This window comes from Nocardia sp. NPDC051929 (genome assembly GCF_044548645.1).
Lineage (GTDB): Bacteria > Actinomycetota > Actinomycetes > Mycobacteriales > Mycobacteriaceae > Nocardia > Nocardia sichangensis.
In genome coordinates this window covers 76,821-100,206 of record NZ_JBIUCG010000015.1, presented here as the reverse complement: position 1 = coordinate 100,206, position 23,386 = coordinate 76,821, and the positions used below count along the sequence as shown (strand labels likewise).

General features: G+C 70.3%; 22 protein-coding genes and 2 pseudogenes. 7 read left to right on the top strand and 17 right to left on the bottom strand.

Annotated elements, in window-relative coordinates:
* Positions 1-12: 12 nt before the first annotated feature.
* The 3 genes from ACIHAX_RS21310 to ACIHAX_RS21300 are packed head-to-tail and all read right to left on the bottom strand — an operon-like array spanning position 13 to position 3,231.
* The gene (locus tag ACIHAX_RS21310; RefSeq protein ID WP_355075732.1) at positions 13-852 is read right to left on the bottom strand and encodes a DUF72 domain-containing protein; all 840 of its coding nucleotides are present in this window, start codon (positions 850-852) and stop codon (positions 13-15) included.
* Between the two features lie 48 nt (positions 853-900).
* Positions 901-2,418 (bottom strand): glycerol kinase GlpK, encoded by a 1,518-nt coding sequence (gene glpK, locus ACIHAX_RS21305; RefSeq protein WP_356967001.1) that lies wholly within the window; start codon positions 2,416-2,418, stop codon positions 901-903.
* A gap of 48 nt (positions 2,419-2,466) precedes the next feature.
* The gene (locus ACIHAX_RS21300) at positions 2,467-3,231 is read right to left on the bottom strand and encodes an IclR family transcriptional regulator (protein WP_397279186.1); all 765 of its coding nucleotides are present in this window, start codon (positions 3,229-3,231) and stop codon (positions 2,467-2,469) included.
* Between the two features lie 256 nt (positions 3,232-3,487).
* Here ACIHAX_RS21300 and ACIHAX_RS21295 point away from each other — a divergent pair, with 256 nt between their 5' ends.
* From ACIHAX_RS21295 to glpD, 3 genes are read left to right on the top strand one after another with little or no spacing between them, the layout of a single operon-like run.
* Positions 3,488-4,297 carry an MIP/aquaporin family protein gene (locus tag ACIHAX_RS21295; protein WP_397279184.1) on the top strand — a complete coding sequence of 270 codons (810 nt, stop codon included), beginning with the start codon at positions 3,488-3,490 and terminating at the stop codon, positions 4,295-4,297.
* A 38-nt stretch (positions 4,298-4,335) separates the two neighbouring features.
* The gene (gene glpK / locus ACIHAX_RS21290; protein WP_355075724.1) at positions 4,336-5,856 is read left to right on the top strand and encodes a glycerol kinase GlpK; all 1,521 of its coding nucleotides are present in this window, start codon (positions 4,336-4,338) and stop codon (positions 5,854-5,856) included.
* A gap of 51 nt (positions 5,857-5,907) precedes the next feature.
* Positions 5,908-7,587 carry a glycerol-3-phosphate dehydrogenase gene (gene glpD / locus ACIHAX_RS21285; RefSeq protein WP_364429991.1) on the top strand — a complete coding sequence of 560 codons (1,680 nt, stop codon included), beginning with the start codon at positions 5,908-5,910 and terminating at the stop codon, positions 7,585-7,587.
* 48 nt (positions 7,588-7,635) lie between these two features.
* Here glpD and ACIHAX_RS21280 read toward each other — a convergent pair whose 3' ends face one another.
* Positions 7,636-7,800, bottom strand: a complete 165-nt coding sequence (locus ACIHAX_RS21280) for a hypothetical protein (protein ID WP_355075720.1) — start codon at positions 7,798-7,800, stop codon at positions 7,636-7,638.
* A gap of 114 nt (positions 7,801-7,914) precedes the next feature.
* Here ACIHAX_RS21280 and ACIHAX_RS21275 point away from each other — a divergent pair, with 114 nt between their 5' ends.
* The gene (locus tag ACIHAX_RS21275; RefSeq protein ID WP_364429995.1) at positions 7,915-8,589 is read left to right on the top strand and encodes a class I SAM-dependent methyltransferase; all 675 of its coding nucleotides are present in this window, start codon (positions 7,915-7,917) and stop codon (positions 8,587-8,589) included.
* Positions 8,590-8,595: 6 nt separating this feature from the next.
* Here ACIHAX_RS21275 and ACIHAX_RS21270 read toward each other — a convergent pair whose 3' ends face one another.
* The 4 genes from ACIHAX_RS21270 to ACIHAX_RS21255 form a co-directional block, all read right to left on the bottom strand.
* Positions 8,596-9,858 (bottom strand): acyl-CoA dehydrogenase family protein, encoded by a 1,263-nt coding sequence (locus ACIHAX_RS21270; protein WP_355075717.1) that lies wholly within the window; start codon positions 9,856-9,858, stop codon positions 8,596-8,598.
* Positions 9,859-9,865: 7 nt separating this feature from the next.
* Positions 9,866-10,861 (bottom strand): phosphotransferase family protein, encoded by a 996-nt coding sequence (locus tag ACIHAX_RS21265; RefSeq protein WP_397279180.1) that lies wholly within the window; start codon positions 10,859-10,861, stop codon positions 9,866-9,868.
* Positions 10,858-11,154 (bottom strand): DUF6285 domain-containing protein, encoded by a 297-nt coding sequence (locus ACIHAX_RS21260; RefSeq protein WP_355075713.1) that lies wholly within the window; start codon positions 11,152-11,154, stop codon positions 10,858-10,860. The genes ACIHAX_RS21265 and ACIHAX_RS21260 overlap by 4 nt, the downstream gene beginning before the upstream one ends.
* A gap of 72 nt (positions 11,155-11,226) precedes the next feature.
* A complete protein-coding gene (locus ACIHAX_RS21255) occupies positions 11,227-11,631 on the bottom strand; it encodes a GNAT family N-acetyltransferase (RefSeq protein WP_364430002.1) in 405 nt (134 codons plus the stop codon).
* A 194-nt stretch (positions 11,632-11,825) separates the two neighbouring features.
* On the opposite strand from ACIHAX_RS21255, the gene ACIHAX_RS21250 reads away from it, so the two are divergent.
* Complete coding sequence (locus ACIHAX_RS21250; RefSeq protein ID WP_364430005.1) at positions 11,826-13,049, top strand: Ig-like domain-containing protein; 1,224 nt, start codon at positions 11,826-11,828, stop codon at positions 13,047-13,049.
* Between the two features lie 245 nt (positions 13,050-13,294).
* On the opposite strand, the gene ACIHAX_RS21245 is transcribed toward ACIHAX_RS21250, so the two are convergent.
* Positions 13,295-13,765: a helix-turn-helix domain-containing protein gene (locus ACIHAX_RS21245; RefSeq protein ID WP_356966983.1), complete on the bottom strand. Its 471-nt coding sequence runs from the start codon at positions 13,763-13,765 to the stop codon at positions 13,295-13,297.
* 106 nt (positions 13,766-13,871) lie between these two features.
* Between ACIHAX_RS21245 and ACIHAX_RS21240 the strand changes: the two genes are divergently transcribed.
* Positions 13,872-15,125: a cytochrome P450 gene (locus ACIHAX_RS21240; protein ID WP_397279177.1), complete on the top strand. Its 1,254-nt coding sequence runs from the start codon at positions 13,872-13,874 to the stop codon at positions 15,123-15,125.
* Between the two features lies 1 nt (position 15,126).
* Here the strand turns inward: ACIHAX_RS21240 and ACIHAX_RS21235 are convergent, their stop codons facing one another.
* The 3 genes and pseudogenes from ACIHAX_RS21235 to ACIHAX_RS21225 form a co-directional block, all read right to left on the bottom strand.
* Complete coding sequence (locus ACIHAX_RS21235; protein ID WP_397279175.1) at positions 15,127-15,780, bottom strand: SDR family oxidoreductase; 654 nt, start codon at positions 15,778-15,780, stop codon at positions 15,127-15,129.
* A gap of 31 nt (positions 15,781-15,811) precedes the next feature.
* Positions 15,812-16,264, bottom strand: a complete 453-nt coding sequence (locus tag ACIHAX_RS21230) for an SRPBCC family protein (protein WP_355075977.1) — start codon at positions 16,262-16,264, stop codon at positions 15,812-15,814.
* 399 nt (positions 16,265-16,663) lie between these two features.
* Positions 16,664-17,059: pseudogene (locus ACIHAX_RS21225) on the bottom strand (FUSC family protein); the annotation flags it as partial.
* 943 nt (positions 17,060-18,002) lie between these two features.
* On the opposite strand from ACIHAX_RS21225, the pseudogene ACIHAX_RS21220 reads away from it, so the two are divergent.
* A pseudogene (locus ACIHAX_RS21220) lies at positions 18,003-19,422 on the top strand (amidase).
* 44 nt (positions 19,423-19,466) lie between these two features.
* Here ACIHAX_RS21220 and ACIHAX_RS21215 read toward each other — a convergent pair.
* From ACIHAX_RS21215 to ACIHAX_RS21195, 5 genes are all read right to left on the bottom strand, one after another.
* Positions 19,467-20,468 carry a cation diffusion facilitator family transporter gene (locus ACIHAX_RS21215; protein ID WP_397279173.1) on the bottom strand — a complete coding sequence of 334 codons (1,002 nt, stop codon included), beginning with the start codon at positions 20,466-20,468 and terminating at the stop codon, positions 19,467-19,469.
* Between the two features lie 133 nt (positions 20,469-20,601).
* Positions 20,602-20,970 carry a fluoride efflux transporter CrcB gene (crcB, locus tag ACIHAX_RS21210; protein ID WP_397279171.1) on the bottom strand — a complete coding sequence of 123 codons (369 nt, stop codon included), beginning with the start codon at positions 20,968-20,970 and terminating at the stop codon, positions 20,602-20,604.
* Positions 20,967-21,461, bottom strand: a complete 495-nt coding sequence (locus ACIHAX_RS21205; RefSeq protein ID WP_355075695.1) for a CrcB family protein — start codon at positions 21,459-21,461, stop codon at positions 20,967-20,969. The genes crcB and ACIHAX_RS21205 overlap by 4 nt, the downstream gene beginning before the upstream one ends.
* A 60-nt stretch (positions 21,462-21,521) precedes the next feature.
* On the bottom strand, positions 21,522-21,971 hold the full coding sequence (locus tag ACIHAX_RS21200) for a universal stress protein (RefSeq protein ID WP_397279169.1): 450 nt from the start codon (positions 21,969-21,971) through the stop codon (positions 21,522-21,524).
* A 58-nt stretch (positions 21,972-22,029) separates the two neighbouring features.
* Positions 22,030-23,382 (bottom strand): flavin monoamine oxidase family protein, encoded by a 1,353-nt coding sequence (locus tag ACIHAX_RS21195; RefSeq protein WP_397279167.1) that lies wholly within the window; start codon positions 23,380-23,382, stop codon positions 22,030-22,032.
* Between the last annotated feature and the right edge of the window lie 4 nt (positions 23,383-23,386).

Sequence of the window (23,386 nt, the reverse complement as noted above, 5' to 3'; positions counted from 1 at the left end):
AGGCGTTTTCCGTCAGAACAGCGTCATGGGCTCGGCGGCGGCGGGCTCGGGCAGCGGCTCGAGCTCGGGCAGCCGGGCCCTGACCGCGTCATGGAAACGGCGGGCCAGCTCCAGCGAGCCCGCATTGTCCGGCGTGTGCAGGAACACGGTGGGCGAGCGGCCTTCACGCAGCCATTCGGCGACCGTGCCGACCCACGGCCGCCAGCCGTCGACGGTGCGCTGGACGTCGTCGCGGCCGTGATAGCGCACGATCGGGTATTCGGTCAGCGCGCGCATCCTGCGCCGCACCCGCGGCTTCTTCGCGGCCGCCTCCTGTTCCGCCGCGCTGGCGGGCGGACCGTCGAAAAGCACGGTGGTGTCGAACGGCACCCATTCGGCGCCGACCCTGGACAGTACGTATTCCAGCCTGCGCGCCGCCTGCTCGTCCTCGAAGAACGCGGGGTGACGCACCTCGACGGCGACCCGGTACGAGCGCGGGAAGTCGCGCAGGAAACCGGCCAGCACACCGAGATCGGTGGGTCCGAACGAACCCGGCAGCTGGATCCACAGGGCGTGGATGCGTTCGCCGAGCGGCTCCATCGCGGCGAGGAAGGACCGCAGCTCCTGCTCGACGCCGGTCAGTCTGCGTTCGTGGGTGATCGGCTTCGGCAACTTGAGCACGAAGCGGAACGCGGGATCGCATTGCGCCGCCCATGATTCGACTGTGCGCAGCGACGGCGTCGCGTAGAACGTCGTATTGCCTTCGACCGCGTTGCACCACGTGGCGTACCAGCGCAACCGCTCCCCCGGGGAGAGCTGACGTTCCTGCCAGGCCGCGTGCGTCCACATCGCACATCCCACGTGAAGCCGCATGCTCTCGACGCTAACCCACGCTCCCGACACGAGCTCCGGGCCCCGGACTCACCGCCGCGCCCGCTTCTTCGACCGCACCCAGCCGAAGGTCAACTCGACCGCGCGTTTCCAGTTCTCGTACTCGTCCTCCCGCAGCTCCGCGTCCATGCGCGGAACCCATTGGGCGGCAAGGCGCCAATTGTTGCGCAATCCCTCGAGGTCGGGCCAATACCCCACGGCGAGACCCGCGGCGTACGCCGCGCCCAGTGAGACCGTCTCGGCGACGAACGGACGCAGCACCGGAACATCCAGCACATCGGACACGATCTGCATGAGCAGGTTGTTCGAGGTCATCCCGCCGTCCACGCGCAGTGCCGCGGCTTGCAGGCCGGAGTCGGCGTTCATCGCCTCCACCACGTCCCGGGTCTGCCAAGCGGTCGCCTCCAGCACGGCGCGCGCGATGTGGCCCTTGGTGATGTAGGAGGTCAGCCCGGCGATGAGACCGCGCGCGTCGCTGCGCCAATGCGGCGCGTACAGCCCGGAGAACGCGGGCACGACGTAGCAGCCGCCGTTGTCTTCGACGGTGCGCGCGAGGGTTTCGATCTCCGGCGCACTGGTGACCAGTCCGATGTTGTCGCGCACCCATTGCACGAGCGATCCCGTGACCGCGATCGGCCCCTCCAGCGCGTAGACCGGCTCGGGGCCGATCTGGTAGCCGATCGTGGTGAGCAGGCCGTGCTCGGAACGCACCAGGTCGCGTCCGGTGTTCATCATGAGGAAGCCGCCGGTGCCGTAGGTGCACTTGGTCTCCCCACGCGCGAAACAGGTTTGGCCGAACAACGCGGCATGCTGGTCGCCGAGGGCGGCGGCGATCGGGATGCCGGGCACGACCCGGCGCGTGTTGCCGTAGGACGCGATCGAGGGCTGGATGCGCGGCAGCATGCGGGCGGGGATGCCGAAGAACTCCAGCAGTTCGTCGTCCCAGGCGAGGGTGCGCAGGTTCATCAGAAGGGTGCGGCTGGCGTTGGTGACGTCGGTGCAATGCAGCCCGCCGTCGGGGCCTCCGGTGAGGTTCCAGATCAGCCAGGTCTCCATGGTGCCGAACAGCACCTCGCCCCGTTCCGCGCGCTCGCGCAGACCTGGCACCGAGTCCAGCATCCAGCGCAGGCGCGGCGCGGCGAAGTAGCTGGCCAGCGGCAGGCCGCACAGCTCTCGGATCCGGTCGGCGCCCGGCTTGTCCCCGAGCTCGCGGACCAGTTCCTCGGTGCGCACGTCCTGCCAGACGATGGCGCGTCCGATCGGCGTGCCGGTGCGGCGGTCCCACACCACGGTGGTCTCGCGCTGGTTGGCGATGCCCAGCGCGGCGATCCGGTCGGCCGTCACACCGGAATCCCGCAGGGCCTGCGGCACGATCCGCTCGACATTGCGCCAGATCTCCAGCGCGTCCTGCTCCGCCCAGCCCGGCCGCGGATAGTGCTGCCGGTGCGGGCGCTGCGCGACGCCGACGAGCCGGGCACGCTGGTCGAACAGGATGCACCGCGTGGAGGTGGTGCCCTGGTCGATGGCCAGCACGTAACGCTGCTTCATGCTCGGCTGCTCCTGATCGACATCGGACGGTCACCGCGGGGACGAAAGTCAGTGACTCGTACCGAGATCGCGCGACACCGCCCGTGCGGCGTCGAGCACCTGACCGACCAGCGCGGGCCGGTGCCGCAACTGGGCGTCACAGAGCCGGTCCACCGCGCCGGTGATGCCGATGGCGCCGACCACGAGGCCACCGGGCGCCCGGATCGGCGCCGCGATACCCGCCTCGCCCGTCCGGAATTCCTCGGTGTCGCCCGCCCATCCGGCCTGCCGGACGCCGCCCAGCGCCCTGGCGAGCCCGGTGCGGTCGACCAGGGTGCGGTGTGTGAGCGGGGCCAGCTCGGCGCGGCGCGTCGTGGCGGCCAGCTCGGCGTCGTAGGCGAGCAGGACCTTGCCCAGCGCGGTGGCGTGCGGCGGCAGCAGTTCGCCGAGTTCGAGCGCCTGCTGGGTATTGTCCGGCCGGAACACGTGATGCACCACGACCACCGCGCCGTCCATCGGCGCGCCGATCCGCACCGATTCGCCGGTGCGCGCCGCCAGCGCGTCGGCCCAGTTGATCGCGCGGGAGCGCAACTCGTTCGCGTCGAGGTAGCTGGTGCCCAGGTGCAGCAGCGCCGCGCCGAGTTGGTACTTGCCGGTGGCCGGATCCTGTTCGACGAAGCCGACGCCTTGCAGCGTGCGCAGGATGCCGTGCGCGGTCGGCTTGGGCAGGTCGAGCGCGCTCGCGATGTCGCCGACGCCGAGCCGCCCTGAGCCGCGGGCCAGCAGCCGCAGAACGGCCGCCGCCCGCTCGATCGATTGGATCGCACCTGGCATATCGGGGAACCTACCCGTGTCGTGATTCGACAATGTCGAACGGCTGGTGATACCTGAGCAACATCATTGAAACCCAGTGTGAGCTGCGCCATACATCCTCCTCGCGCGTCGGACGGTAGCGTCGCCGCCTTCCGGCAACCAGTCGAGGCGTTCGACATTGTCGAACGGCAGCTGTATCCGGGTTCCGTATCCCGCCGTAGTTTCCGTTTCACGCACGGTCGCGTCCGCGACCTGCGGGGCGAACGGAGGCTCAACGATGAACTTCGGCTCGATCTTCCTCAGTGAAGCACTCGGCACAGGCGTGCTGGTGCTGCTCGGGGTCGGTGTGGTCGCGAACGTACTGCTGGCGAAGTCCAAAGGATTGGACGGCGGCTGGCTGCTGATCAACATGGGATGGGGGTTCGCGGTCCTGGCGGGCGTCTACGTCGCCTACAAGACCGGCGGCCATCTCAACCCCGCGGTCACCGTCGGCATCCTGTTCAGCGGGGCCGACGAGTTCGCCCCCGGCATCGCGATCTCCGGCTCGACGACACTCGCGTACCTGAGCGGCCAATTCGCCGGCGCCTTCCTCGGCGCGACCGTGGCCTACGTCGCCTACAAGCGCCACTTCGACGCCGAGATCGACGAGGAGAAGAAGCTCGCGGTGTTCGCCACCGGCCCCGCGATTCGCGCCCTGCGCTGGAACTTCGTCACCGAAGTGATCGGCACCTTCATCCTCGTCCTGGTGATCCTCACCTTCGGCCACACCCCGAGCGGGCTCGGCCCGGCCGCCGCCGCGCTCCTGGTCGTCGGCATCGGCGCCTCCCTGGGCGGGCCGACCGGATACGCCATCAACCCCGCTCGCGATCTCGGTCCGCGCATCGCGCACGCGCTGCTGCCGGTGAGCAAGCCCGCCCCCGCCGACGCGGTCCTGGTCCCCGTGGGCGCGGGTGCGCCCGCTCCGGCCGAATCGCCCGACGCCGCACCGCACGGCAAGGACTCCGACTGGGGTTACGCCTGGGTGCCGGTGCTCGGCCCGCTGCTCGGCGGCGCGCTGGCCGGACTCGCCGCGCAGTTCCTGTTCTGAATCCTGCTCTTTCCCAGTATTTTCCCGAAAGGACCGCGATGAGCCAGTACGTCGGCGCCATCGACCAGGGCACCACGAGCACCCGCTTCATGGTGTTCGATCACGGTGGCAACGAGGTCGCCCGCCACCAGCTCGAGCACGAGCAGATCCTGCCGCGCCCGGGCTGGGTGGAGCACAATCCGACCGAGATCTGGGAGCGCACCCGCGCGGTCATCCAGACCACCTTGACCAAGGCCGATCTGGTCGCGAGCGACCTGGCCGCGGTCGGCGTCACCAACCAGCGCGAGACCACGGTGGTGTGGAACCGCAAGACCGGGCGGCCGTACTGCAACGCGATCGTCTGGCAGGACACCCGCACCGACCGGATCGCCGCCGAACTGGAACGAGCCGGGCACGGCGACATCATCCGGCGTAAGGCGGGCCTGCCGCCCGCCACCTACTTCTCCGGCGGCAAGCTGCGCTGGATCCTGGACAACGTTCCCGGGGTGGCGGAGGACGCCGAACGCGGCGACGCGCTGTTCGGCACCACCGACACTTGGCTGCTGTGGCAGCTGACCGGCGGTGTCGACGGCGGCGTGCACGTCACCGACCCGACCAACGCCAGCCGCACCATGCTGATGAATCTGGAGACTCTGGACTGGGACGACGAACTGCTGTCCCTGTTCGGGGTGCCGCGCGCGATGCTGCCCCGGATCGCTCCCTCGGCCAACCCGGAACTGTTCGGCACCACCCGCGCCGACGGACCGTTCGGCGGCGCGGTGCCGCTGGCGGGCGTGCTCGGCGATCAGCAGGCCGCCACCGTCGGACAGGTCTGCTTCCGTCCCGGCGAGGCGAAGAACACCTACGGCACCGGCAACTTCCTGCTGCTCAACACCGGAACCGAGATCGTGCGCTCGCAGCACGGCCTGCTGACCACGGTGGCCTACCAGTTGGGCGGGGAGAAGCCGGTGTACGCGCTGGAAGGTTCCATCGCGGTGACCGGCTCGGCGGTGCAGTGGCTGCGCGACCAGCTGGGCATCATCTCCGGCGCGGCGCAAAGCGAATCGCTCGCCCGGCAGGCCGAGGACAACGGCGGGGTGTATTTCGTGCCCGCGTTCTCCGGCCTGTTCGCGCCGTACTGGCGCTCGGACGCGCGCGGCGCGATCGTCGGTCTGTCCCGCTACAGCACCAACGCCCATCTCGCGCGGGCGACGCTGGAATCTATCTGCTACCAGACCCGCGACGTGGTCGAGGCGATGCAGGCCGACTCCGGAGTGCGGCTGGACGTGCTGCGGGTGGACGGCGGCGTCACCGCCAACGAGCTGTGCATGCAGCTGCAGGCCGACTTCCTCGGTGTGCCGGTGTCGCGTCCGGTGGTCGCCGAGACCACCGCGCTCGGCGCGGCCTACGCGGCAGGGCTCGCGGTCGGCTTCTGGAACGACACCGACGAGCTGGAACGGAACTGGAACGAAGCCAAGCGCTGGCATCCGACCTGGTCGGAGGAACAGCGCGAGCGTGGCTACGCGCGCTGGAAGAAGGCCGTCGCCCGCACCCTCGACTGGATCGACGTCGACGAATGAGGGGCGACGCCGTCCTACCCGAATAACCCCGAAACAAGGAGAGATACCGCTGTGTCCGCACGATTGGACGCCCAGTACCGCGCCCGCGCGGTGAACGCACTCGGCGACACCGAGATCGATGTACTCGTCATCGGCGGCGGCGTGGTCGGCGCGGGCGCCGCCCTCGACGCCGCCGCCCGCGGCCTCGCCGTGACCCTGGTGGAGGCCAGGGACTTCGCGGCAGGCACCTCGAGCCGCTCCAGCAAGCTCATCCACGGCGGGCTGCGCTACCTGGAGCAGCTGGACTTCTGGCTGGTGCGGGAGGCGCTGAAGGAACGCGGCCTGCTGTTGCGCCGGCTGGCCCCGCACCTGGTGCGGCCGGTGTCGTTTTTGCTGCCGCTACGCCATCGCGTCTGGGAACGCGCCTACATCGGCGCGGGCGTCGCCCTGTACGACACGATCGGCGGTGCTCGCGCCTTGCCGATGCATCGGCACCTGTCGCACACCCGCGCGCTGGAGCTGGCGCCCGCGCTGCGCGAGGACGCGCTGACCGGAGCGATCCGGTACTTCGACGCGCAGGTCGACGACGCCAGGCACACGATGATGATCGCGCGGACCGCCGCCCAGCACGGCGCGACCGTGCTCACCCGCACCAAGGTGACGGGGCTGCTGCGCGACGGTGAGCGCGTCGTCGGCGCGGAGGTCACCGACCTGGAAACCGGCCGGGTGCACACGGTGCGCGCGCGCCGGGTGATCAGCGCCACCGGCGTGTGGACCGACGAGATGAACCGGATGACCGGCGTCGAGTTCCCGTTCCACGTCCGCATGTCGAAAGGCGTGCACATCCTGGTGCCGCGTCATCGCCTGCATCTGGACACCGGCCTGATCATGCGCACCGAGAAGAGCGTGCTGTTCGTCATCCCGTGGCACGGCCACTGGATCATCGGCACCACCGACACGGACTGGTCGCTGAGCAAGGACCATCCGGCCGCCAGCGACGCCGACGTGCAATACCTGCTCGACCACGTCAACCAGGTGCTGCGCGAGCCGCTCACCCGCGACGACATCGTCGGCACGTACGCGGGGCTGCGTCCGTTGCTGTCCGGCGCGTCGGCCGACACCGCGACGCTCTCGCGGGAGCACGCGGTCGCCGAACCGGCTCCCGGTCTGTTCGTGATCGCGGGAGGCAAGTACACCACCTACCGGGTGATGGCCGCCGACGTCGTGGACGCGGCGGTGGCGGGACTCGGCCGCGCGGTCGCGCCGTCGGTGACCGAGCACCTGCCGATCCTCGGCGCGGTGGGTTACCAGGAACTCGCGGCCGACCTCGACAGCCTGGCGCAACGCGCGGGCCTGCCGCGGGCGACGGTCGAGCGCCTGCTCGGCCGCTACGGCTCGGCGATCACCGACCTGTTCGACCTGATCGCCCGCGAACCGGACCTGGGCCGTCCGCTCACCGGCGCGCCGGAGTACCTCGGCGCGGAGGCCGTGTACGCGGTGACGCACGAAGGCGCGCTGCACCTGGACGACGTGCTCACCCGCCGCACCCGCGTCTCCATCGAGGCCGCCGACCGCGGTCTGGCCGCCGCGCCCGAGGTGGCCTGGCTGATCGGCGCGCACCTCGGCTGGGACGCCGCCGCCACCGAGCGGGAGATCACCCGGTACCGCGAGCGGGTGCGCGCCGAACTGGCCGCCAACCAGGCGGCCGACGACGAGTCCGCCAACGCGGCTCGGATGGTCGCCGTCGCCTGAGCGCGGTCGCGTGGCACGGTTTCCGCGTGGAACCGTGCCACGCCGTGCTCACCGATCCATTCCGCCGTGGCCGCGCGGAGTCGATTCGTCGGTCTCGAGCTGCTCACCGGCCGGGTGCTCGTCGGCGTGCGTCGGTTTGGTGTGCTCCTCGGCGAAATCCGCGTCCTGCTGCATCGACTCCGCCGTTTCGGGATCGATATTCGGTGTGCTCATACCCGGCGCGTACCCGCGACCGCCGCGTCGACGCAGCGTACGTGGTCCGGACCTCGCACAATCCCGGCCGCGTCGGGTTGACCTCAACGGCGGTTGAGGATGAAGCATGGTGGCATGACTCGTCCAGCTGATTTCTGGAACACCGTCTATGACAACGACTCCGCACCCTGGGTGATCGGCGAGCCGCAACCGGCAATCGTCGCGCTCGAGCGGGACGGCGGCATCACCGGACGCGTGCTCGACCCGGGCTCCGGCGCGGGTGAGCACACGATCCTGCTGACCCGCCTGGGATACGACGTGCGGGGCATCGACATGTCGCCGAGCGCGGTGGCGTACGCGCGCGCCAACGCGGCCGAACAGGGTGTGCCGTCGGCCGTGTTCGAGGTGGCCGACGCGCTGGCCCTCGGCGACCGGCCGGACTTCTCCGGTGACCCGCCCGGCTCCGCGCCCGCGTTCGACACCGTCGTCGACAGCGCGCTGTTCCACGTCTTCGGGACCGAGGACGAGGCGCGCGCCGCGTACGTCCGCAGCCTGCACGCCGTCTGCAAGCCGGGCGGAACGCTCTACGTTCTCGCGCTCTCGGATGTCGAGCCGGGGTTCGGGCCGCGGATCAGCGACACGTTGATCCGGGAGTCGTTCCGCGACGGCTGGTCGGTGGAGGACCTACGAGCGACCCAGTACCGCGGACGGGTCACCGATTTGGTCGCGCAAGAAGCGACGGACCTGGAGATCTCCGAGTCCGGCCAGGTCGACGCCGCCGCGTGGCTGGCCCGGATCCGCCGCCTCTGACCCGGCTCATACGCCCTTCGGCGCTTTGCTGCCCATGAAGCCGAACAGGTAGCCCGCGACGCGGCGCATCTGGATCTCCTCGGCGCCCTCGGTGATCCGGTAGCGCCGGTGGTGGCGGTAGATGTGCTCGAACGGCTTGTGCCGGGAGTAGCCGAGGCCGCCGTGCACCTGCATCGCGCGGTCGGCGGCCTCGCAGCACAACCGGTTGGCCCAGTAGTTGCACATCGAGACCTGCTCGGAGACGGCGAACGTGCCGTAGGTGTCCATCGACCACGCGGTCTTGTGAATGAGGGCGCGCAACATCTCGCACTGGGTGTGCAGTTCCACCAAGGGGAACTGGATCGCCTGGTTGGTGGCCAGCGGCTTGCCGAAGGGCTTGCGCTGTTTGGCGTAGGCCACCGACTGGTCGATGCAGTACTGCGCCGCGCCCAGACTGGACGCGGCCTGGCGGATACGGTTCTCATTGAAGAAGTGCTGGACCACCGCCAAGCCGCGTCCCTCGCCGCCGAAGACGGCGGAGCCCGGGAGCCGGACGCCGTCCAGCGCGACCCGGGCGTGGTCGGTGGGCATGTTGAAGGTCCAGAGGTACTCCTCGACGATGAACCCGGGTGCGTCGGTGGGCACCAGGAACGCCGTGATGCCCGTCGCGTCGCCGGGGCCGCCCGAGGTGCGCGCGAAGATCAGGTCGGCGTCGGCGATGTGCACACCGGTGTTCCAGGTCTTGCGCCCGGTGATCACCCAGCCGTCGCCGTCGCGGACCGCCGAGGTCTCCATGTGCGTCGCGTCCGAGCCGTGCTCGGGCTCGGTGATGCCGAAGGCGAAGAACTTCGTTCCCGAGGCCAGTCCGTCCACCCACTCCGCCTGCTGCTCGGGCGTGCCGTACTCGAGCATGAGCAACAGGCCGACATTGTTGGCCACGATGGCGTGCTCGTTCTGCAGATCGCAGTGCAATCCGAGGCCACGCCGGGCCAGGTGCTCGCGGATCACCGCCATGCCGAGGTTCGTGCCGTCCCGCCCGCCGTAGTGCGCTGGGAACGCGTAGCGCAGGTGACCGGCGGCGTCGGCGCGCCTGCGGACCTCGGCCAGCAGTTCCTCCCACTCCCCGTTCGGCAGGCCGCCGCGCTCCCAGTCGGTGCGGGCGTCCTCACGGCGGTGGTCGAAGAAGCGGATGTTGTCGTCGGCCTGCTCGAGCGGGGTGATCTCCCGATCGATGAACGCGTCGAGTTCGGCGAGGTAATCGACCAGTTCCGCAGGTAGCTCGAAATCCATCGGGCATTCAGCCTTTCGCAGTGGGTCGGATCTGCATCAGCAGGTCCCATTCGATTTCCGACACGCGGCGTCCGCTGGCCGCCATCACGATGTCGCGCACGCTGCCGTCCAGATGGGCCGCGGCCTGCCCGGCCAGTCCGACGCCCCAGCCGAGCGTGCACAGCACCTTCCACCAGCGGAACCGGTCTTCGTCGAAGCTCCCGCCACCGCGGTGGTAGCCGCGCACGAACGCCTCGCGGCCCGCCAGGCCGCCGAATTCGCGGTCGTCCGCGCGGAAGCGCCACATGCGCAGCGCGGGCCAAGCCACGTCGCGCATCGGATCACCCTGACGCTGCGCGCCTTCCCAGTCGAGCACGGCGCGCAGGCCGTCGGGACCGACGACGATGTTGCCGTTGCGCAGGTCGGTGTGCAGCAGCGCGGTGCGGGGCGGCGCGGGCGGGCAGTGGCGTTCCAGCCAGCGCAGCGCGAGGGCGAACACCGGACGGTCCGGCAGGAGCGCGCGCACCTGCCCGTCGGCCTCGATCAGCTGGCGCTCGGGATCGGCCGCCGCGACGGGCAGCCGTGCGGGCGCGTCCGCCGGGTCGATCGCGTGCAAGCGCCCCATGGCCTCGCCCAATTGCTCGGCGACCCGTTCGCCGATGCCCGACGCCTCGACCAGCCGTAACACCTTGCGCGGCACGGTTTCCCCATCGACGCGCTCGGAGATCACGAACGGGCCCCCGACAAAGGCGGCGTCGGTGCAGATCGCCACCACGGGCGGCACCGGAACACCGTGCGTGCGCGCCAGTTCCCGGACGGCGGCCTCCACGTCCACCGGAACCAGCTCGATCGCGCTCGGCACGATGGTCGCGACCAGGCGACGCGTCCCGCCGCCCAGATCGGCCTCGAAAGCGACGTTGCGGCGGCGGGCGCCCGCGGAGAGGTATTCGAGGTTCGACACCGTCACCTCGCGGGTTCCCGACCCGAGGAATTCGGCCAAGCCGCGCGCCGGATCGACGCTCACTCGGCCGCCCAGGCGTCGTAGCCCGGCTTGGCGATCGCCAGATCCGCCCGCACGACGGAGACCAGGGCCGCCCAGAGTCGCTCGTCATCGCCCTCGGCCACCGCGGCGAGCAGCTCGCGCTCCCGCTCGGCTGCGCCGGGGCCCGATTCGATCTCCCTGCGCACGATCCTGGCGAGGTTGGCCCCCACCCGCGCCCTGTGCCGCAACTCCGCGGGCAGGGCGGGTAGCAGCGTCTCCTCGAGCAGCTCGGCGAGCGAATCCAGCAACTCCGCTGCCGATGGGCGATTCTGCATTCGTTCCCCTCGGTCGACTCCGGCCCTCAGCATGGCACGCGCCGGCGCGGTCCCGATCGGTACTTTCGGCCGTCAGCCGTGGCCGCGCAGTCGCAGAAGTCCGGCTGTCGTGGCGCGGAAACCGCAGGCATCGAAGTAGAACGGCGCGAGGCGATCCTCGAAATCGACGTGCAACCAGGTGCAGCCCGCCGTCCTGGCGCCGTGCGCGGCCCTGGCGACGAGTTCGGTGCCGATGCCTCGGTGCTGCCATTCGGACCGCACCTTCGGGTCGAGCAGGAACGCGTGGTCGCCGCCGTCCCACGCCACGTTGACGAAACCGGCGAGCGCGTCAGCGCCGGTCCGGGCGGTGACCCAGCCGAGGCTGTGCCGCGCCGCGCGGTCCCACCATCCCGGGTCCGCGTCGCCGCCGTGCGATCTCGTCAAGTCGGCCAGTTCGCTGTCGCTCAGAGCGCCTCGCCATCGGTAGTCGATCTCCATACCCAGCGACGGTAGAAAGGTCGACCGCCCGGGAGCCAGCGGTTTTCCGCCGAGGCCCTTCCTGTGTAGTGGCTGGGAGTCTGCCGTGGGCCCGCTCCGCACGGGTTCGCGCGCGAAACGGGTCGGTAAACTGCGAGGGGGATAGACAGGCGCGGGTGCGCCATTCGTTGCGCTGGGCGGATACAGGAGATTTCATGGCGACCAGTCGCGTCCGATCCGGAATCGTCGCGGGGTTCGCCCTGATCATGGCGGTGCTCGTGGCGGCGTGCTCGTCCTCGTCGGGGCCGGGGAAGACACCGGGTGCGGCGGGCCCAGCGCCCGCGCCGATCACGATCACGCCCTCCTCGGGCGCGGGCAATGTCGATCCGCTGGCGCCGGTGCAGGTGAGCACGGCCGACGGCCAGCTGGCCCGGGTCACCATGACCAACGAGCAGGGCAAGACGGTCGACGGGATCATGACGCCGGACAAGACGGCGTGGAAACCCACCGAGCCGCTCGGCTACGGCCGCACCTACACGGTGACCGCGGAGGGTTTGAGCATCACCGGCAGAACCGGCCCGACCACCTCGACCTTCTCCACGCTGACCCCCAACAACCAGACGAAGGTGTCACTGACCACCACGGGCGGCACGCCACTGTCCGACGGCGGCACGTTCGGCGTGGGCACCGTGGTGGTGGCGCACTTCGACGAGAACATTCCCGACCACGCCGCCGCCGAGAAGCACCTCGCGGTCACCACCGATCCGCCGGTGGAGGGCTCCTGGTACTGGCTGGACGACCGCAACGCGCACTGGCGTCCGAGGGAGTACTACGCGCCGGGCACCAAGGTCAGCGTGGCGGCGAACGTCTACGGCCAGGAACTCGGCCGCGGGCTCTACGGCCAGGAGGACACCAAGACCACGTTCACCATCGGCGCGGCGCACGTATCGATCGCCGATGACAACACCAAACAGGTCCAGGTCTTCGAGAACGGCAGGCTGATCCGCACCATGCCGACCTCGATGGGCAGGGGCGGCAGCGAGGTCGTCGGAGGCAAGACGATCACGTTCTGGACCCAACCCGGGATCTACACGGTGATGGACAAGGCCAATCCGGTGATCATGGACTCCTCCACCTACGGACTGCCGATCAACTCCCGGCTCGGCTACAAGGAGGCCATCGGCTGGGCCACCCGGATCAGCACCGACGGCATCTATCTGCACCAGCTCGACTCCACCGTCTGGGCTCAGGGCAACACCGACGTCTCGCACGGCTGCCTCAACCTCAGCGGCGAGAACGCCCAGTGGTTCTTCAATTTCGCCGTCCCCGGTGACGTGGTGGAGATCCGCAACACGGGCGGCGCCCCGCTGGAGGTCTGGCAGAACGGTGACTGGGGTGTGCCCTGGGAGCAGTGGGTGCAGGGCAGCGCGCTCCACTAGAGCCGACACGCTGCCCGGTGTTGCCGATGGTGGGAAGCTGCACTACATTCCTGCACTCGCGAGACCACCCGGTCTCCCATCCCTGCGCGACGTTCCCGCGACGGCACCGCGTGGGACCCGCGTTGACGATCGGAGCCGGCTCGATGGCGATGCTGCTGTACTACCTACTCCTACCGCTGTACTTGGCCGAGGCGTTCGTCAACCAGCTGGATTGAGCGCGGAGCAAGTCCGGGTTCACGCATCCCTCAACCTGCTTGTTCGGCCCCGGGTGGCTGGTGGAACCCGGGCCCGGCCTTGGGTTCCACATCGCGCGGATCGATCGGTTCGCGGCAGTGGTCGCAGACCAGCATGGGCGAGGTCTCGTGTCCGCAGGTGCGATGTTCCAGGACGATCGGCCTGCCCTCCGGCCCGGTCAGGTGGTTGTCGCCCCACACCATCATCGCGGTGACGATCGGATACAGTTCGCGGCCCGCTGCGGTGAGGTGATAGTCGACCCGGCCGCCGCCGTGGTCGGTGCGGGTGAAGATGCCCGCGTCGATCAGCATGCGCAGGCGGCTGGTGAGCAGGTTGCGGTTGGTGATGCCGATATTGCGCGCGAAATCGCTGAAGCGGTGCACCCCGAAGAACGCCTCGGCGATGAGCAGGATGGTCCACCGGTCGCCGAGTAGTTCGACGACGCGGGTGACCGAATCGTCGACCGGGCGCCGCAGTGTCATGGCGACATTTTCGCATCCCGCATCGGTATTGCTTTCCTACCGATGGTATCGGAATAATACCGAGCAAGACCGGTGCCCGCTCCGGGCCGGACAGCTGGGAGTGTCGATGACGACCACGAACCACCCGACCGACGACTACGTGCGCCTGCTCGACCCCGCCGTGCGGCCGGACCCGTACCCCGTCTTCGCGCGGCTGCGTGACTCCGGCGCGTTCCGGATCGGCACCGCTCCGGTCGTCGTGCTCACCCGCTACGCCGACTGCGCCGCCGTGCTGCGCGATCCGCGCGCGAGCGTCGACCGGTCGCTGGCCCGGCTGCAGCTGGGCTCGATGCCGATCCACGACGGCACGCGGGAAGACGGTGCGGCCCAAGCGAAACCCTCGTTCTTGTTCCTGGATCCGCCCGATCACACTCGCCTGCGCCGCCTGGTGTCCAAGGCGTTCACCCCGCGCGTCGTGCGGCAACTGGAGCCTCGGATCATCGAGATCGTCGACGACCTGCTCGACCAGCGCGCCCGCGCGGGGAGCTTCGACGCCGTCGATCACTTCGCCTATCCCCTGCCGGTGACCGTGATCTGCGAACTACTCGGCGTCCCGCTGGCGGACGAAGCCAAGCTCAGCACCTGGTCCGCCCTGCTGTCCCGCACGCTCGACCCGACTTCTCGCGCGGCCGCCCAATTCCGCGCCGACCCGGCGGAGATCCAGCGCGCCGGGACCGAGTTGTACGCCTACTTCGAAGAACTCACCGACCGCCGCCGCCACACTCCCGGCCCCGATCTGCTGTCCGAACTCATCGCCGCCGAAGACGCCGGAGACGTGCTCACCCATGCGGAACTGATCTCGACCTGCGCGCTGCTGCTGGTCGCCGGGCACGAGACGACGGTCAACCTGATCGCCAACGCGACCCTCGCCCTGCTGCGCAGGCCGGACGAACTCGCCGCCCTCCGCGCGGAACCGGACCGCGCGGCCGGCGTCGTCGAGGAGACGCTGCGCTTCGACCCGCCGGTCCAGTTGATCCCGCGCATCGCCGCCGACGATCTGACCATAGGAGGCACGGACATTCAGCGCGGCGATCTGGTTGTGCTGCTGATCGCCGCCGCGCACCGCGACCCCGCGATGTTCGGCGACCCCGACGGATTCGACCCGGCGCGCGAAAACCGCCATCTGGCCTTCGGCCTCGGGGCTCATTTCTGCGTCGGCGCTCCCCTGGCCCGCCTGGAGGCGCGGGTGGCGTTGACCCGGTTCGCGCAACGAGTCGAGTCACCGAGGCTGACGGTCGACCCGCCACCGTATCGGGAGCACGTCAATCTGCGCGGGCCCGCGCACCTGCCCATCGAGTTCACGGCGATCCGGCCCAGGTAGGTCAGCCGTCGTAGGAGACGTGTGGCGTCCATCCCTCGGCGGGGCGGGTGGCCGCCGCGTACAGCGCCCCGGCGACCCGGTCCCTGGTGAACGCTCCCTCGCCGAGAACGCCGTTGATCTGCACCGCGACCGCTCGGATGCCCTCGGGCGCGAGGGTGGCGTCCACACTGGTCACCAGGTTGCGCACCGCCGCCTTCTGGACACCGAGCGAAGCGGCCCGATGCCAGGGCTTGTCCGCTGCCGCGCTGCCGGTGACCAGCACGCGGGCGCCCTCGGACAGGAAGGGACGCGCCGCTTGCACGGCGGGCAGCAGCGCCCCGGCGCCCACGGTGAGGTCCTCGAGCAACTCGGCGACCGACAGCCGCAACGGATCGGCCTCACGGAAGACGCTGGGATTGAAGTGCAGCACGTCGATGCGGCCGTGCCGCTCACCCACCCCCGCGACGACTCGGGCCACGTCGGCGGGATCACGCAGATCCACGCCGATGCCCTCCGCGTCGAACCCCTGCTCCCGCAACTGTTGGGCCAGAGGCTCGGCCTCTTCGGGCAACCGGCAGGCCAGCACGGCGGTGAAGCCGTCGGCTGCGAACAGGCGGGCGACCGACAGCCCGACGCCGGGACCGGCGCCGAGCACGAGGAGCACGGGAGCGGTCATGCTTTCCCGCCTCGGGTCTCGTGCGTCCCGATCATTCGACGACGGCCTTGATCCGGTTGAGGGTCTCGCGCATTCCCTCGACGTTCGTCTTGCCGCGCGCCCACCCGGCCAGCAACCAATACAGCCGCAGCACCGGATTGCTGTGCAGCTGAAACGACTCGGTGACCTCGGTGCCGCCGTCCACCGGCCGGAAAACATAGCGCCACGTGTTGATCGGCATGCCCTGTGGTCCCAGCACGGTGAAGGCGAACTCGCGACCCGGCTCGCAGGCGACGATGCGGCACACCGTCGCGTATTTCAGTCCCCAGCCGTTGCGGTTGACATGGCCGCGGAACTTCACGCCGACCGCGGGCCCTGTCGCGCCGCCGAGCCACTCGGCGGCGAACGTCTCCGGACTGAATCGCCCGGTGTTCTCGATGTCGCTGACCAGTTCCCAGATCTTGTCGGCCGGGGCGGCCATCCGGACCGTGACGCTGTCGTGCATGCGCCGAACGCTAGCAGGCGGTCCGGACGCCGCTCCCGGCTCCGACCGGGCCGCGGCCAAGCGGGCCGCCCAGCCGTCCACGTCCGCCAGCCGCTGGCCCGGCCGCAGCACCCAGCAGGCGGCGAGCAGGTCATGACCGAAGTGCGCCAGTGCCGTGTGCTCCGGCCAGTATTCGCGGGTCCACTCCGGATCGTCGGTCGCCGAGTCGATGCCGCTGCGCACCACGCCGACCAACTCGAATTGCAGATGCTGGACCAGCACCCACGCTTCGGCGTCCATCGGCTTACGGCGCAGCCGGTCGAGCAGGGTGCGCGCGGTGGTGCGCACCCGGTGTTCCAGCCGGCGAAAGGTGCGCCGGTGGCCGTGGGGTGCGACGCCGTGCAGCGCGAGCACGGCGACGGCGACACCGAGCAGTGTCTCCCACAACCGATCACGGATCACGGGTGCGATCGGCCCGCCTGTCGTGGCGACTCCACCCGCGATCAGGGCGACCGGCGTGATGAAGACGACGGCCAGCGCGTAATTGCGCGGCACGAACAGTTCGATGCAGAACTGCAGCGCGGCGACCAGCGCGATCAGCGCGTAACCGGTCGGCCCCAGCTGGTAGATGAGCGCGAACAGACCGAGGCCCGCGATGGTGCCGACGAACCTGTGGATGGCCCGCACCTGTCCGCGCACTCGATCCGGTCCGGTCTGCAAGACGATCAGGGCGCTGAGCACCGCCCAGTGCGGCCGCTCCAGACCGAGCAGCGCGCTGAGCGCACCCGCGCCAAGGCAGCCCACGGCGACGCGCATCGCGCTGATCGCCGCGTGCGAGGAGAACGACAGGGAACGCTCCAGCCGGAACCCGATGCCCGGGCGGGCGAACGAGACCAACGGATCGACCAGCAGATCGTCGGTGTCGTCGTCGGGGGCGTGCCCGGCGAGGTTGCGCCGCGCCTCCTGCAAGGTCGCCAGCAGCTCGGCTTCCCCTGGGTCCGAGGGCAGGCCCGCGTCGTAGACCGCGGCCCACGCGTCCGCCATCGCGGCTCCCGCCCGGTGGCGCAGGTCGATAGCGGGCGTTCCGGCCTCCCGCGCCACGACATAGGCGTCGACCGCCCGAACCGCAGCGCCGACCGCCACCCGTTCGGGCTTGCGACGATCTCGCAGCACCCCGGCCATCGAGACGACGATCGACGCGACGACACCGCAGGCCGTGCAGAACAACAACGTCAACACTGAGGTCCCGACCTCGGCGGCTCTCATCGCGCCCGCGCAGACGAGCGCGAAGAACAGCGCACCGGGCGGACCGAGCCGCAGCGCATCGATGACGAACACGGCCACGACCGCGATCGCCGACACCACGACGACCATGAGCAGCGATGACCCGAACCCGGTGTCCAGCAGACTGCCGACCACCGCACCGACACCGCAGGCGGCCAGCAGCGCCGAGCCCGCGGCGAGGACCACCCGGCCGCGCACCCGGAACGGCCGCCCTTCGCCGTAGAGCACGGCGAAGGCGCCGAACATGACGAACACCGCCGCATCCGGATGGCCGAGACCGGTGATGATCGTGGCGGGAGCGGCGAACGCGAGCGCGGCACGCAACGCCACGCTCCACCGTCGGCCCGCGGGCGGCAAAGCGAACAACAGCGAGCCGACTCGGCCCTTCGGTGGCACCGGATCCGGGTATGTCGCGGCCACCTGCTGTCCTTTCTGTTCTGGACGATCTACCTGCTGGACACATTAGATTCGGGTCATGACCGCCGACGCTCATCTTCCGCTACCCTCGCGCGTCCACGCCTTCGCCGACGACGCACTCGGTGATCACGACGCCGTCGCCCTGGCCACGCTGGTGCGCGACGGTGCGGTGTCGCCGCGCGAACTCGCCGCCGCCGCGGTGGCGCGCGCCGAGCGGGTGGAACAGCTGGCGGCCGTCGCCTACCGGAGCTACGCGGAGCCGCTGCTGCCCGCCGAGCGGACCGGCGCCTTCTACGGCGTGCCCAGTTTCGTCAAGGACAACACGGACGTCGCGGGCATGCCGACCAATCAGGGCACAGCCGCGTTCCGCGCGCGGCCCGCCCGCGCGCACAGCGGCTACACCCGGCAGTTCCTCAGCACCGGCCTCACCGTGCTCGGCAAGAGCGCCATGCCCGAATTCGGCTTCAACGCCAGCAGCGAGACCCCGCATCTCGCGCCCACGCGCAACCCGTGGCACACCGGCCATTCCGTGGGCGGCTCGTCGGGCGGGGCGGCCGCGCTGGTGGCGGCGGGTGTCGTCCCGATCGCGCACGGCAACGACGGCGGCGGTTCGATCCGGATTCCGGCGGCGTGCGCGGGGCTGGTCGGCTTGAAGCCGACGCGGGGGCGGCACGTGGTGTCCGGGCTGGCCCGCACGCTGCCGGTCGACATCGTCAGCGAAGGTGTGCTGACCAGGACGGTGCGCGATACGGCCGCGTACGCCGCTGCGGCCGAACAGTATTGGCGCAATCCCGCGCTCCGGCCGATCGGCCGCGTCGACGGTCCCCCGACCCGGCGCATGCGGGTAGCGCTGGTGCTCGACAATCTCGCGGGGCCGCTGGCCGCCGGGCCCACCCGGGCGGCCGTCGAAAATGTCGCGCGCACACTCGAATCAGCCGGCCATTCGGTCGAGCCGGTGCCGCTGCCGTTCGACGCCGCGATCGAGAGCGCCTTCCTGCACTATTGGGGCCTGCTCGCGGCCGCGATCACCACGACGGGCCGGTTCCTCGACCGCCGGTTCGACGCGCGCCGCGTGGACGACCTGACCGTGGGCCTGCGCGCCTTGTTCCTGCGCCGGGCACTGCACGCCCCGCTCACGCTCTACCGGCTCCGCGCGGCGGCGGCCACCTACGAGCGGGCGCTCGGACCCCTACGACGCGGTGCTGCTCCCCACGCTCGGTCACACCACGCCGGAGCTCGGCTATCTCAGCCCGACCGTGCCATTCGACGAACTCATCGAGCGGTTGCGCGCCTACGTCTGCTTCACGCCGATCAACAACATCACGGGAACACCGGCGATCACGGTTCCGGCGGGCCTGACCGACGCGGGACTGCCGATCGGCGTACAGTTCGCCGCCACCCGCGGCAACGAGCGCACCCTGCTGGAGCTGGCCTACCTGATCGAGGCCGAACGACCGTTCCCCCGCCTGGATCGCTGAGCCATCCGATGTTCGCGTCGTCCGTGCGCGTGGCGGTCGGTGGGTCAGACGACATTCGCCGCGGACGACGGACGGTCGCGGTGCACCGGGCCGTGGGCGTCGTCGCAGTGGTCCTCCAGCACCGGCAGCAGGCGCTGCGCGTCCACCGCGGGCGAGGAGGCGACGGCATGGGAGTGGTCGACCTGCAACGTGGTGTGGGTGATGCCGTAGTCGTGGTCGAGCAGGTGCTCGATCCGCTGGCGCAGGCCGTGGCAGTCGGCGCCCGGCCGGACCAGCACATGCGCCGACAGCGCGATGTCACCGGAGGTGATCTGCCAGACGTGCAGATCGTGCACCTCGTCGACGCCGTCGATGCCCACCAGCCCGCGCCCCAACGCGTCCGGATCGACGCCCGCGGGAGCGGCCTCCAGGAAGATCCGGCCGGATTCGCGTACCAGCCCGAGCCCCGCCTTGACCATCAGCGCGACGACGATGAGCGTGGCGATAGCGTCCGCCCCGGCGAAGCCGGTGGTCAGCACGACGAGGCCGGCCACGGCGGTGGCGATGAACCCGTACAGGTCGTTGAGCACATGCTGGAAGGCGCCTTCCACGTTGAGGCTGGCGCGGTTGGCCTTGCTGATCGCCCAGGTGGCCGCGATGTTGACCACCACACCGGCCAGCGCGGTCGCCAGCACGAGCCCGCCGGTCACCTCGGGCGGCTCCAGCAGGCGGCGCACGGCCTCGTAGGTGAGCCAGCCCGCCAGCACGAGCAGCGTGACGCCGTTGGCCTGCGCCGAGAGGATCTCGGCGCGTTTGTAGCCATAGGTGTACTTGCCGTTCGCCGGACGCGCCGCGAGCCGGATCGCGACGAGCGCGAGGACAATGGACGCGGCGTCGGTGAGCATGTGCGCCGCGTCGGACAGCAGGGCCAGCGAGTTGGCCAGCAGACCGATCACGACCTCGACCGACATGAAGCCGACGATGAGGGCGAGCGCGATGGTCAGCCACCGGCGATCGGCCTGACCGGAGAGCGCGTGCCCGTGCGCGTGACCGTGTTCGTGTCCCATCGACCCAGCCCTTCCCACATCTGATGTATGCGCATATCTGCATCTGTTCCGTCAGCTTAACCCACCACCAGCGGCGGGCGACAGAGCAGCCTAGTGAGCTGGATCACGTCGCAGAGGTAATCGACGGAACGCCTCACCCGAACAGGGCGTGCACCAACGCATAAGTCGACACAGTGGCGATCAACCCCGCGGAGACGCTGACGACCACGTTCATCGCCGCGTAGAAATACGCGGCCCGCTCGGCCAGTCGCACGGTTTCGTAGCTGAACGTGCTGTACGTGGTCAGCGCTCCGCAGAACCCGGTGCCGAGCAGCAGGAAAAGCGGCGAGGACAGCGCCGATCCCGCTCCGCTGAGGGCGCCGAGGACGAGACACCCGATCAGGTTCACCATGAAGGTGCCCCACGGGAACAGGCTGTCGCGGCGATCCTGCACCACGCGATCGATGAGATACCGCAGCGGTGCGCCGATCGCGCCGCCCACCAGGACCAGCACCACCGTCATCGAGCCGCCTTTCGCGCGCGTCGCAGGCGTTCGTATCCCGCCCTGGTGAGCCACATGGCGGCGAGGGTCGCCGACAGGGCGCAGATCAGCGTGCCCGCGAGGTAACCGGCCGCGACGACGATCGTGCCGGGCCGCAGTAGGGCGCGGATCTCGTTGACGTAGGTGGAGAAGGTGGTGAACCCGCCCAGCACACCCACTCCGAGAAAGGGACGCAGCAACCGATGAGCAGCCCAGATCTCGGTTACCGCGACCATGAGCACTCCGATCGCGAAACAGCCCGCGACATTCGTGATGAAGGTGGCCAGCGGAAAGTGCCCGGGGCGAGCGGGCAACCCCTGCGCCAGGCCGTAGCGGGCGAGCGCGCCGAGCGCCCCGCCGAAGGCGACGACGACCGATACCGGGCCGTGGGTACGCCAGAATTCCCACCGGCGAGCGCGGCCGGCCGCGCGATCGGCGATGCCGGTCGGTTCCTCGGTCAGTTCACCCGCCACGCAGAACTTCTACCCGACCGTCCGCGGCGGCGCCACCGCCGGGCACCACTGCCGCCGCACTCACCGGCGCTCGGCCCCTGCGTCGCCGTCGTGCGCGACGAGAACCGAGCAACCGACGTGCCGGGCGGCCTTCTCCGCAGTGCTGCCCATGAACCGTCCCCAGATGCCCGAGTGCCCGGTGCGCCCAAGCACCAGCAGGTCGGCATCGTGATCGGCGGCGGCCGTGGCCAGTTCGCGCGCGGCCTGACCCGCCCGCACCTCGGCCCGCACCGCTATGCCGTGCTGTTCGGCGGTCTCGGCCGCCGTGGTGAGCCAGCGGCGGCAGGTGACCTCGCCGATCGAGCGTTCGTCCTCGATCTCGCCGACCACCGGTCCGTAGTGCGGCAGGTACTCCTCGACCGCGACGACCGTGAGCGTGGCGTGGCGCACCGTCGCCAACTCGAGCGCCATCGTCAAGGCGGCCCTGGCGCCGGGTGAATCGTCGTAACCCACCACGATCCGCTGGAACACCTCTCCATTGTGAGCCCTCGGCTGGGTCAGAGCCAGCGTTCCAGCAACACCGCGGCAATCACGTCGGGGCCGTGGAGCGATCGGACGCGAGCACTTCGGCGGCCGCGCGCTCGCCCGAGCGGATCGCTCCCTCGATGTAGCCCGACCACTCCGTCGCGGTTTCGCTTCCGGCCCAGTGGATCGCACCGACCGGGTCGCGCAGCGCGGAGCCCGCGGTGGTCAGGACACCCGGGGGGAAGAAGGCCCCGTAGCCGCCGCGCGTGTACGGATCGTCCGCCCATACCTTCTCGTGCCACTCGATCGGCTCGCGGGCGGCGTGCCCGAAGGCTCGGACGAGCGAACCGATGATCATGGCGCGACGCTCGGCCGGGGGCAGGGCGGCGAGCCGCTGAGCGGCCCGGCCGGGCACCAGCGCGCCGAGTACGCCAGGACCGCCGGGCCGGGTCGCGTCGAAGGTGACCGGCACCGGATCGTGCAGGTTCAGCGATTGGCCGGTGAGCAGGTCGTCCCGCCAGAACGGCCGCTCGTAGACGGCGAACGCTTTCAGCACCGAGCCCATCGGCATGCGCTGGGTCAATTGGTCGCGCGCGGCGGGCAGCGGCGGATCGTAGGCGATACGTCCGGCGAGGGTGGGCGGCACCGCCACGATCACGTGCTCGGCGTGCACGTCACCGGAGTCGGCACTCACCACAACGCCATCCGCTCGCCTGCGGATACCCGTCACCGGCACACCGAGACGCACCGCGTCCCCCAGTTCGGCGGCGACGGCCAGCGCGGGCCCGTCGGCGCCGTCGACGAACAGGCGGTTCACCGTCTCGGCGGCGACCCCGGCCTCGACGCCGCCCGCCGAACGGATCGTGGTGAGCAGACCGAGCATCGAGATGCTGCCGACGTCAACGCACAACTCCTCGCCGATCATCACCTCGGCCAGGTTCCGCGCCCGCCGCTCCGGCAGATTCCGGCGCAACCAGGTGGCCGCCGTCATCGCGTCCAGCCGATCGGCGCCCGGCGCGGCCCATGGCCGCGTGAGATCCACCCGTGCGGCCATCCGTTCCAGCCGCCACATCGCCTGGGCGAGCACGACGAGGACGAACGTCGGAAGCGGTGGGCGGGCTCCGGTGAAGCGCCGCCGGACCACGCCCTCGACCAGCAGGTCGACTCCTTCCGGCGGTGGGTACGTCGCGGCCCCGTACTCTTCGGCCAGCGCGGCGAATCGCGTGTGCGCGCCCGAGATCCACTGGCCGCCGAGGTCGACGGCCCATCCGGCGCCGACCCGCGCGGTCCGGGTGCGACCGCCGACGCGATCGCTCGCCTCCAGGACGACGACATCCCGGCCTACCGCTCGCAACGCCCGCGCCGCGCACAGCCCGGCATATCCCGCACCGACGACAACGACGTCCGTACGGTCCATGGTG

Excerpts from the sequence above, each read along its gene's own strand:
- ACIHAX_RS21310 (WP_355075732.1), bottom strand. The coding sequence starts at position 852 with ATGCGGCTTCACGTGGGATGTGCGATGTGGACGCACGCGGCCTGGCAG.
- glpK (WP_356967001.1), bottom strand. The coding sequence starts at position 2,418 with ATGAAGCAGCGTTACGTGCTGGCCATCGACCAGGGCACCACCTCCACG.
- ACIHAX_RS21300 (WP_397279186.1), bottom strand. The coding sequence starts at position 3,231 with ATGCCAGGTGCGATCCAATCGATCGAGCGGGCGGCGGCCGTTCTGCGG.
- ACIHAX_RS21295 (WP_397279184.1), top strand. The coding sequence starts at position 3,488 with ATGAACTTCGGCTCGATCTTCCTCAGTGAAGCACTCGGCACAGGCGTG.
- glpK (WP_355075724.1), top strand. The coding sequence starts at position 4,336 with ATGAGCCAGTACGTCGGCGCCATCGACCAGGGCACCACGAGCACCCGC.
- ACIHAX_RS21280 (WP_355075720.1), bottom strand. The coding sequence starts at position 7,800 with ATGAGCACACCGAATATCGATCCCGAAACGGCGGAGTCGATGCAGCAG.
- ACIHAX_RS21275 (WP_364429995.1), top strand. The coding sequence starts at position 7,915 with ATGACTCGTCCAGCTGATTTCTGGAACACCGTCTATGACAACGACTCC.
- ACIHAX_RS21270 (WP_355075717.1), bottom strand. The coding sequence starts at position 9,858 with ATGGATTTCGAGCTACCTGCGGAACTGGTCGATTACCTCGCCGAACTC.
- ACIHAX_RS21260 (WP_355075713.1), bottom strand. The coding sequence starts at position 11,154 with ATGCAGAATCGCCCATCGGCAGCGGAGTTGCTGGATTCGCTCGCCGAG.
- ACIHAX_RS21255 (WP_364430002.1), bottom strand. The coding sequence starts at position 11,631 with ATGGAGATCGACTACCGATGGCGAGGCGCTCTGAGCGACAGCGAACTG.
- ACIHAX_RS21250 (WP_364430005.1), top strand. The coding sequence starts at position 11,826 with ATGGCGACCAGTCGCGTCCGATCCGGAATCGTCGCGGGGTTCGCCCTG.
- ACIHAX_RS21245 (WP_356966983.1), bottom strand. The coding sequence starts at position 13,765 with ATGACACTGCGGCGCCCGGTCGACGATTCGGTCACCCGCGTCGTCGAA.
- ACIHAX_RS21240 (WP_397279177.1), top strand. The coding sequence starts at position 13,872 with ATGACGACCACGAACCACCCGACCGACGACTACGTGCGCCTGCTCGAC.
- ACIHAX_RS21235 (WP_397279175.1), bottom strand. The coding sequence starts at position 15,780 with ATGACCGCTCCCGTGCTCCTCGTGCTCGGCGCCGGTCCCGGCGTCGGG.
- ACIHAX_RS21230 (WP_355075977.1), bottom strand. The coding sequence starts at position 16,264 with ATGCACGACAGCGTCACGGTCCGGATGGCCGCCCCGGCCGACAAGATC.
- ACIHAX_RS21215 (WP_397279173.1), bottom strand. The coding sequence starts at position 20,468 with ATGGGACACGAACACGGTCACGCGCACGGGCACGCGCTCTCCGGTCAG.
- crcB (WP_397279171.1), bottom strand. The coding sequence starts at position 20,970 with ATGACGGTGGTGCTGGTCCTGGTGGGCGGCGCGATCGGCGCACCGCTG.
- ACIHAX_RS21195 (WP_397279167.1), bottom strand. The coding sequence starts at position 23,382 with ATGGACCGTACGGACGTCGTTGTCGTCGGTGCGGGATATGCCGGGCTG.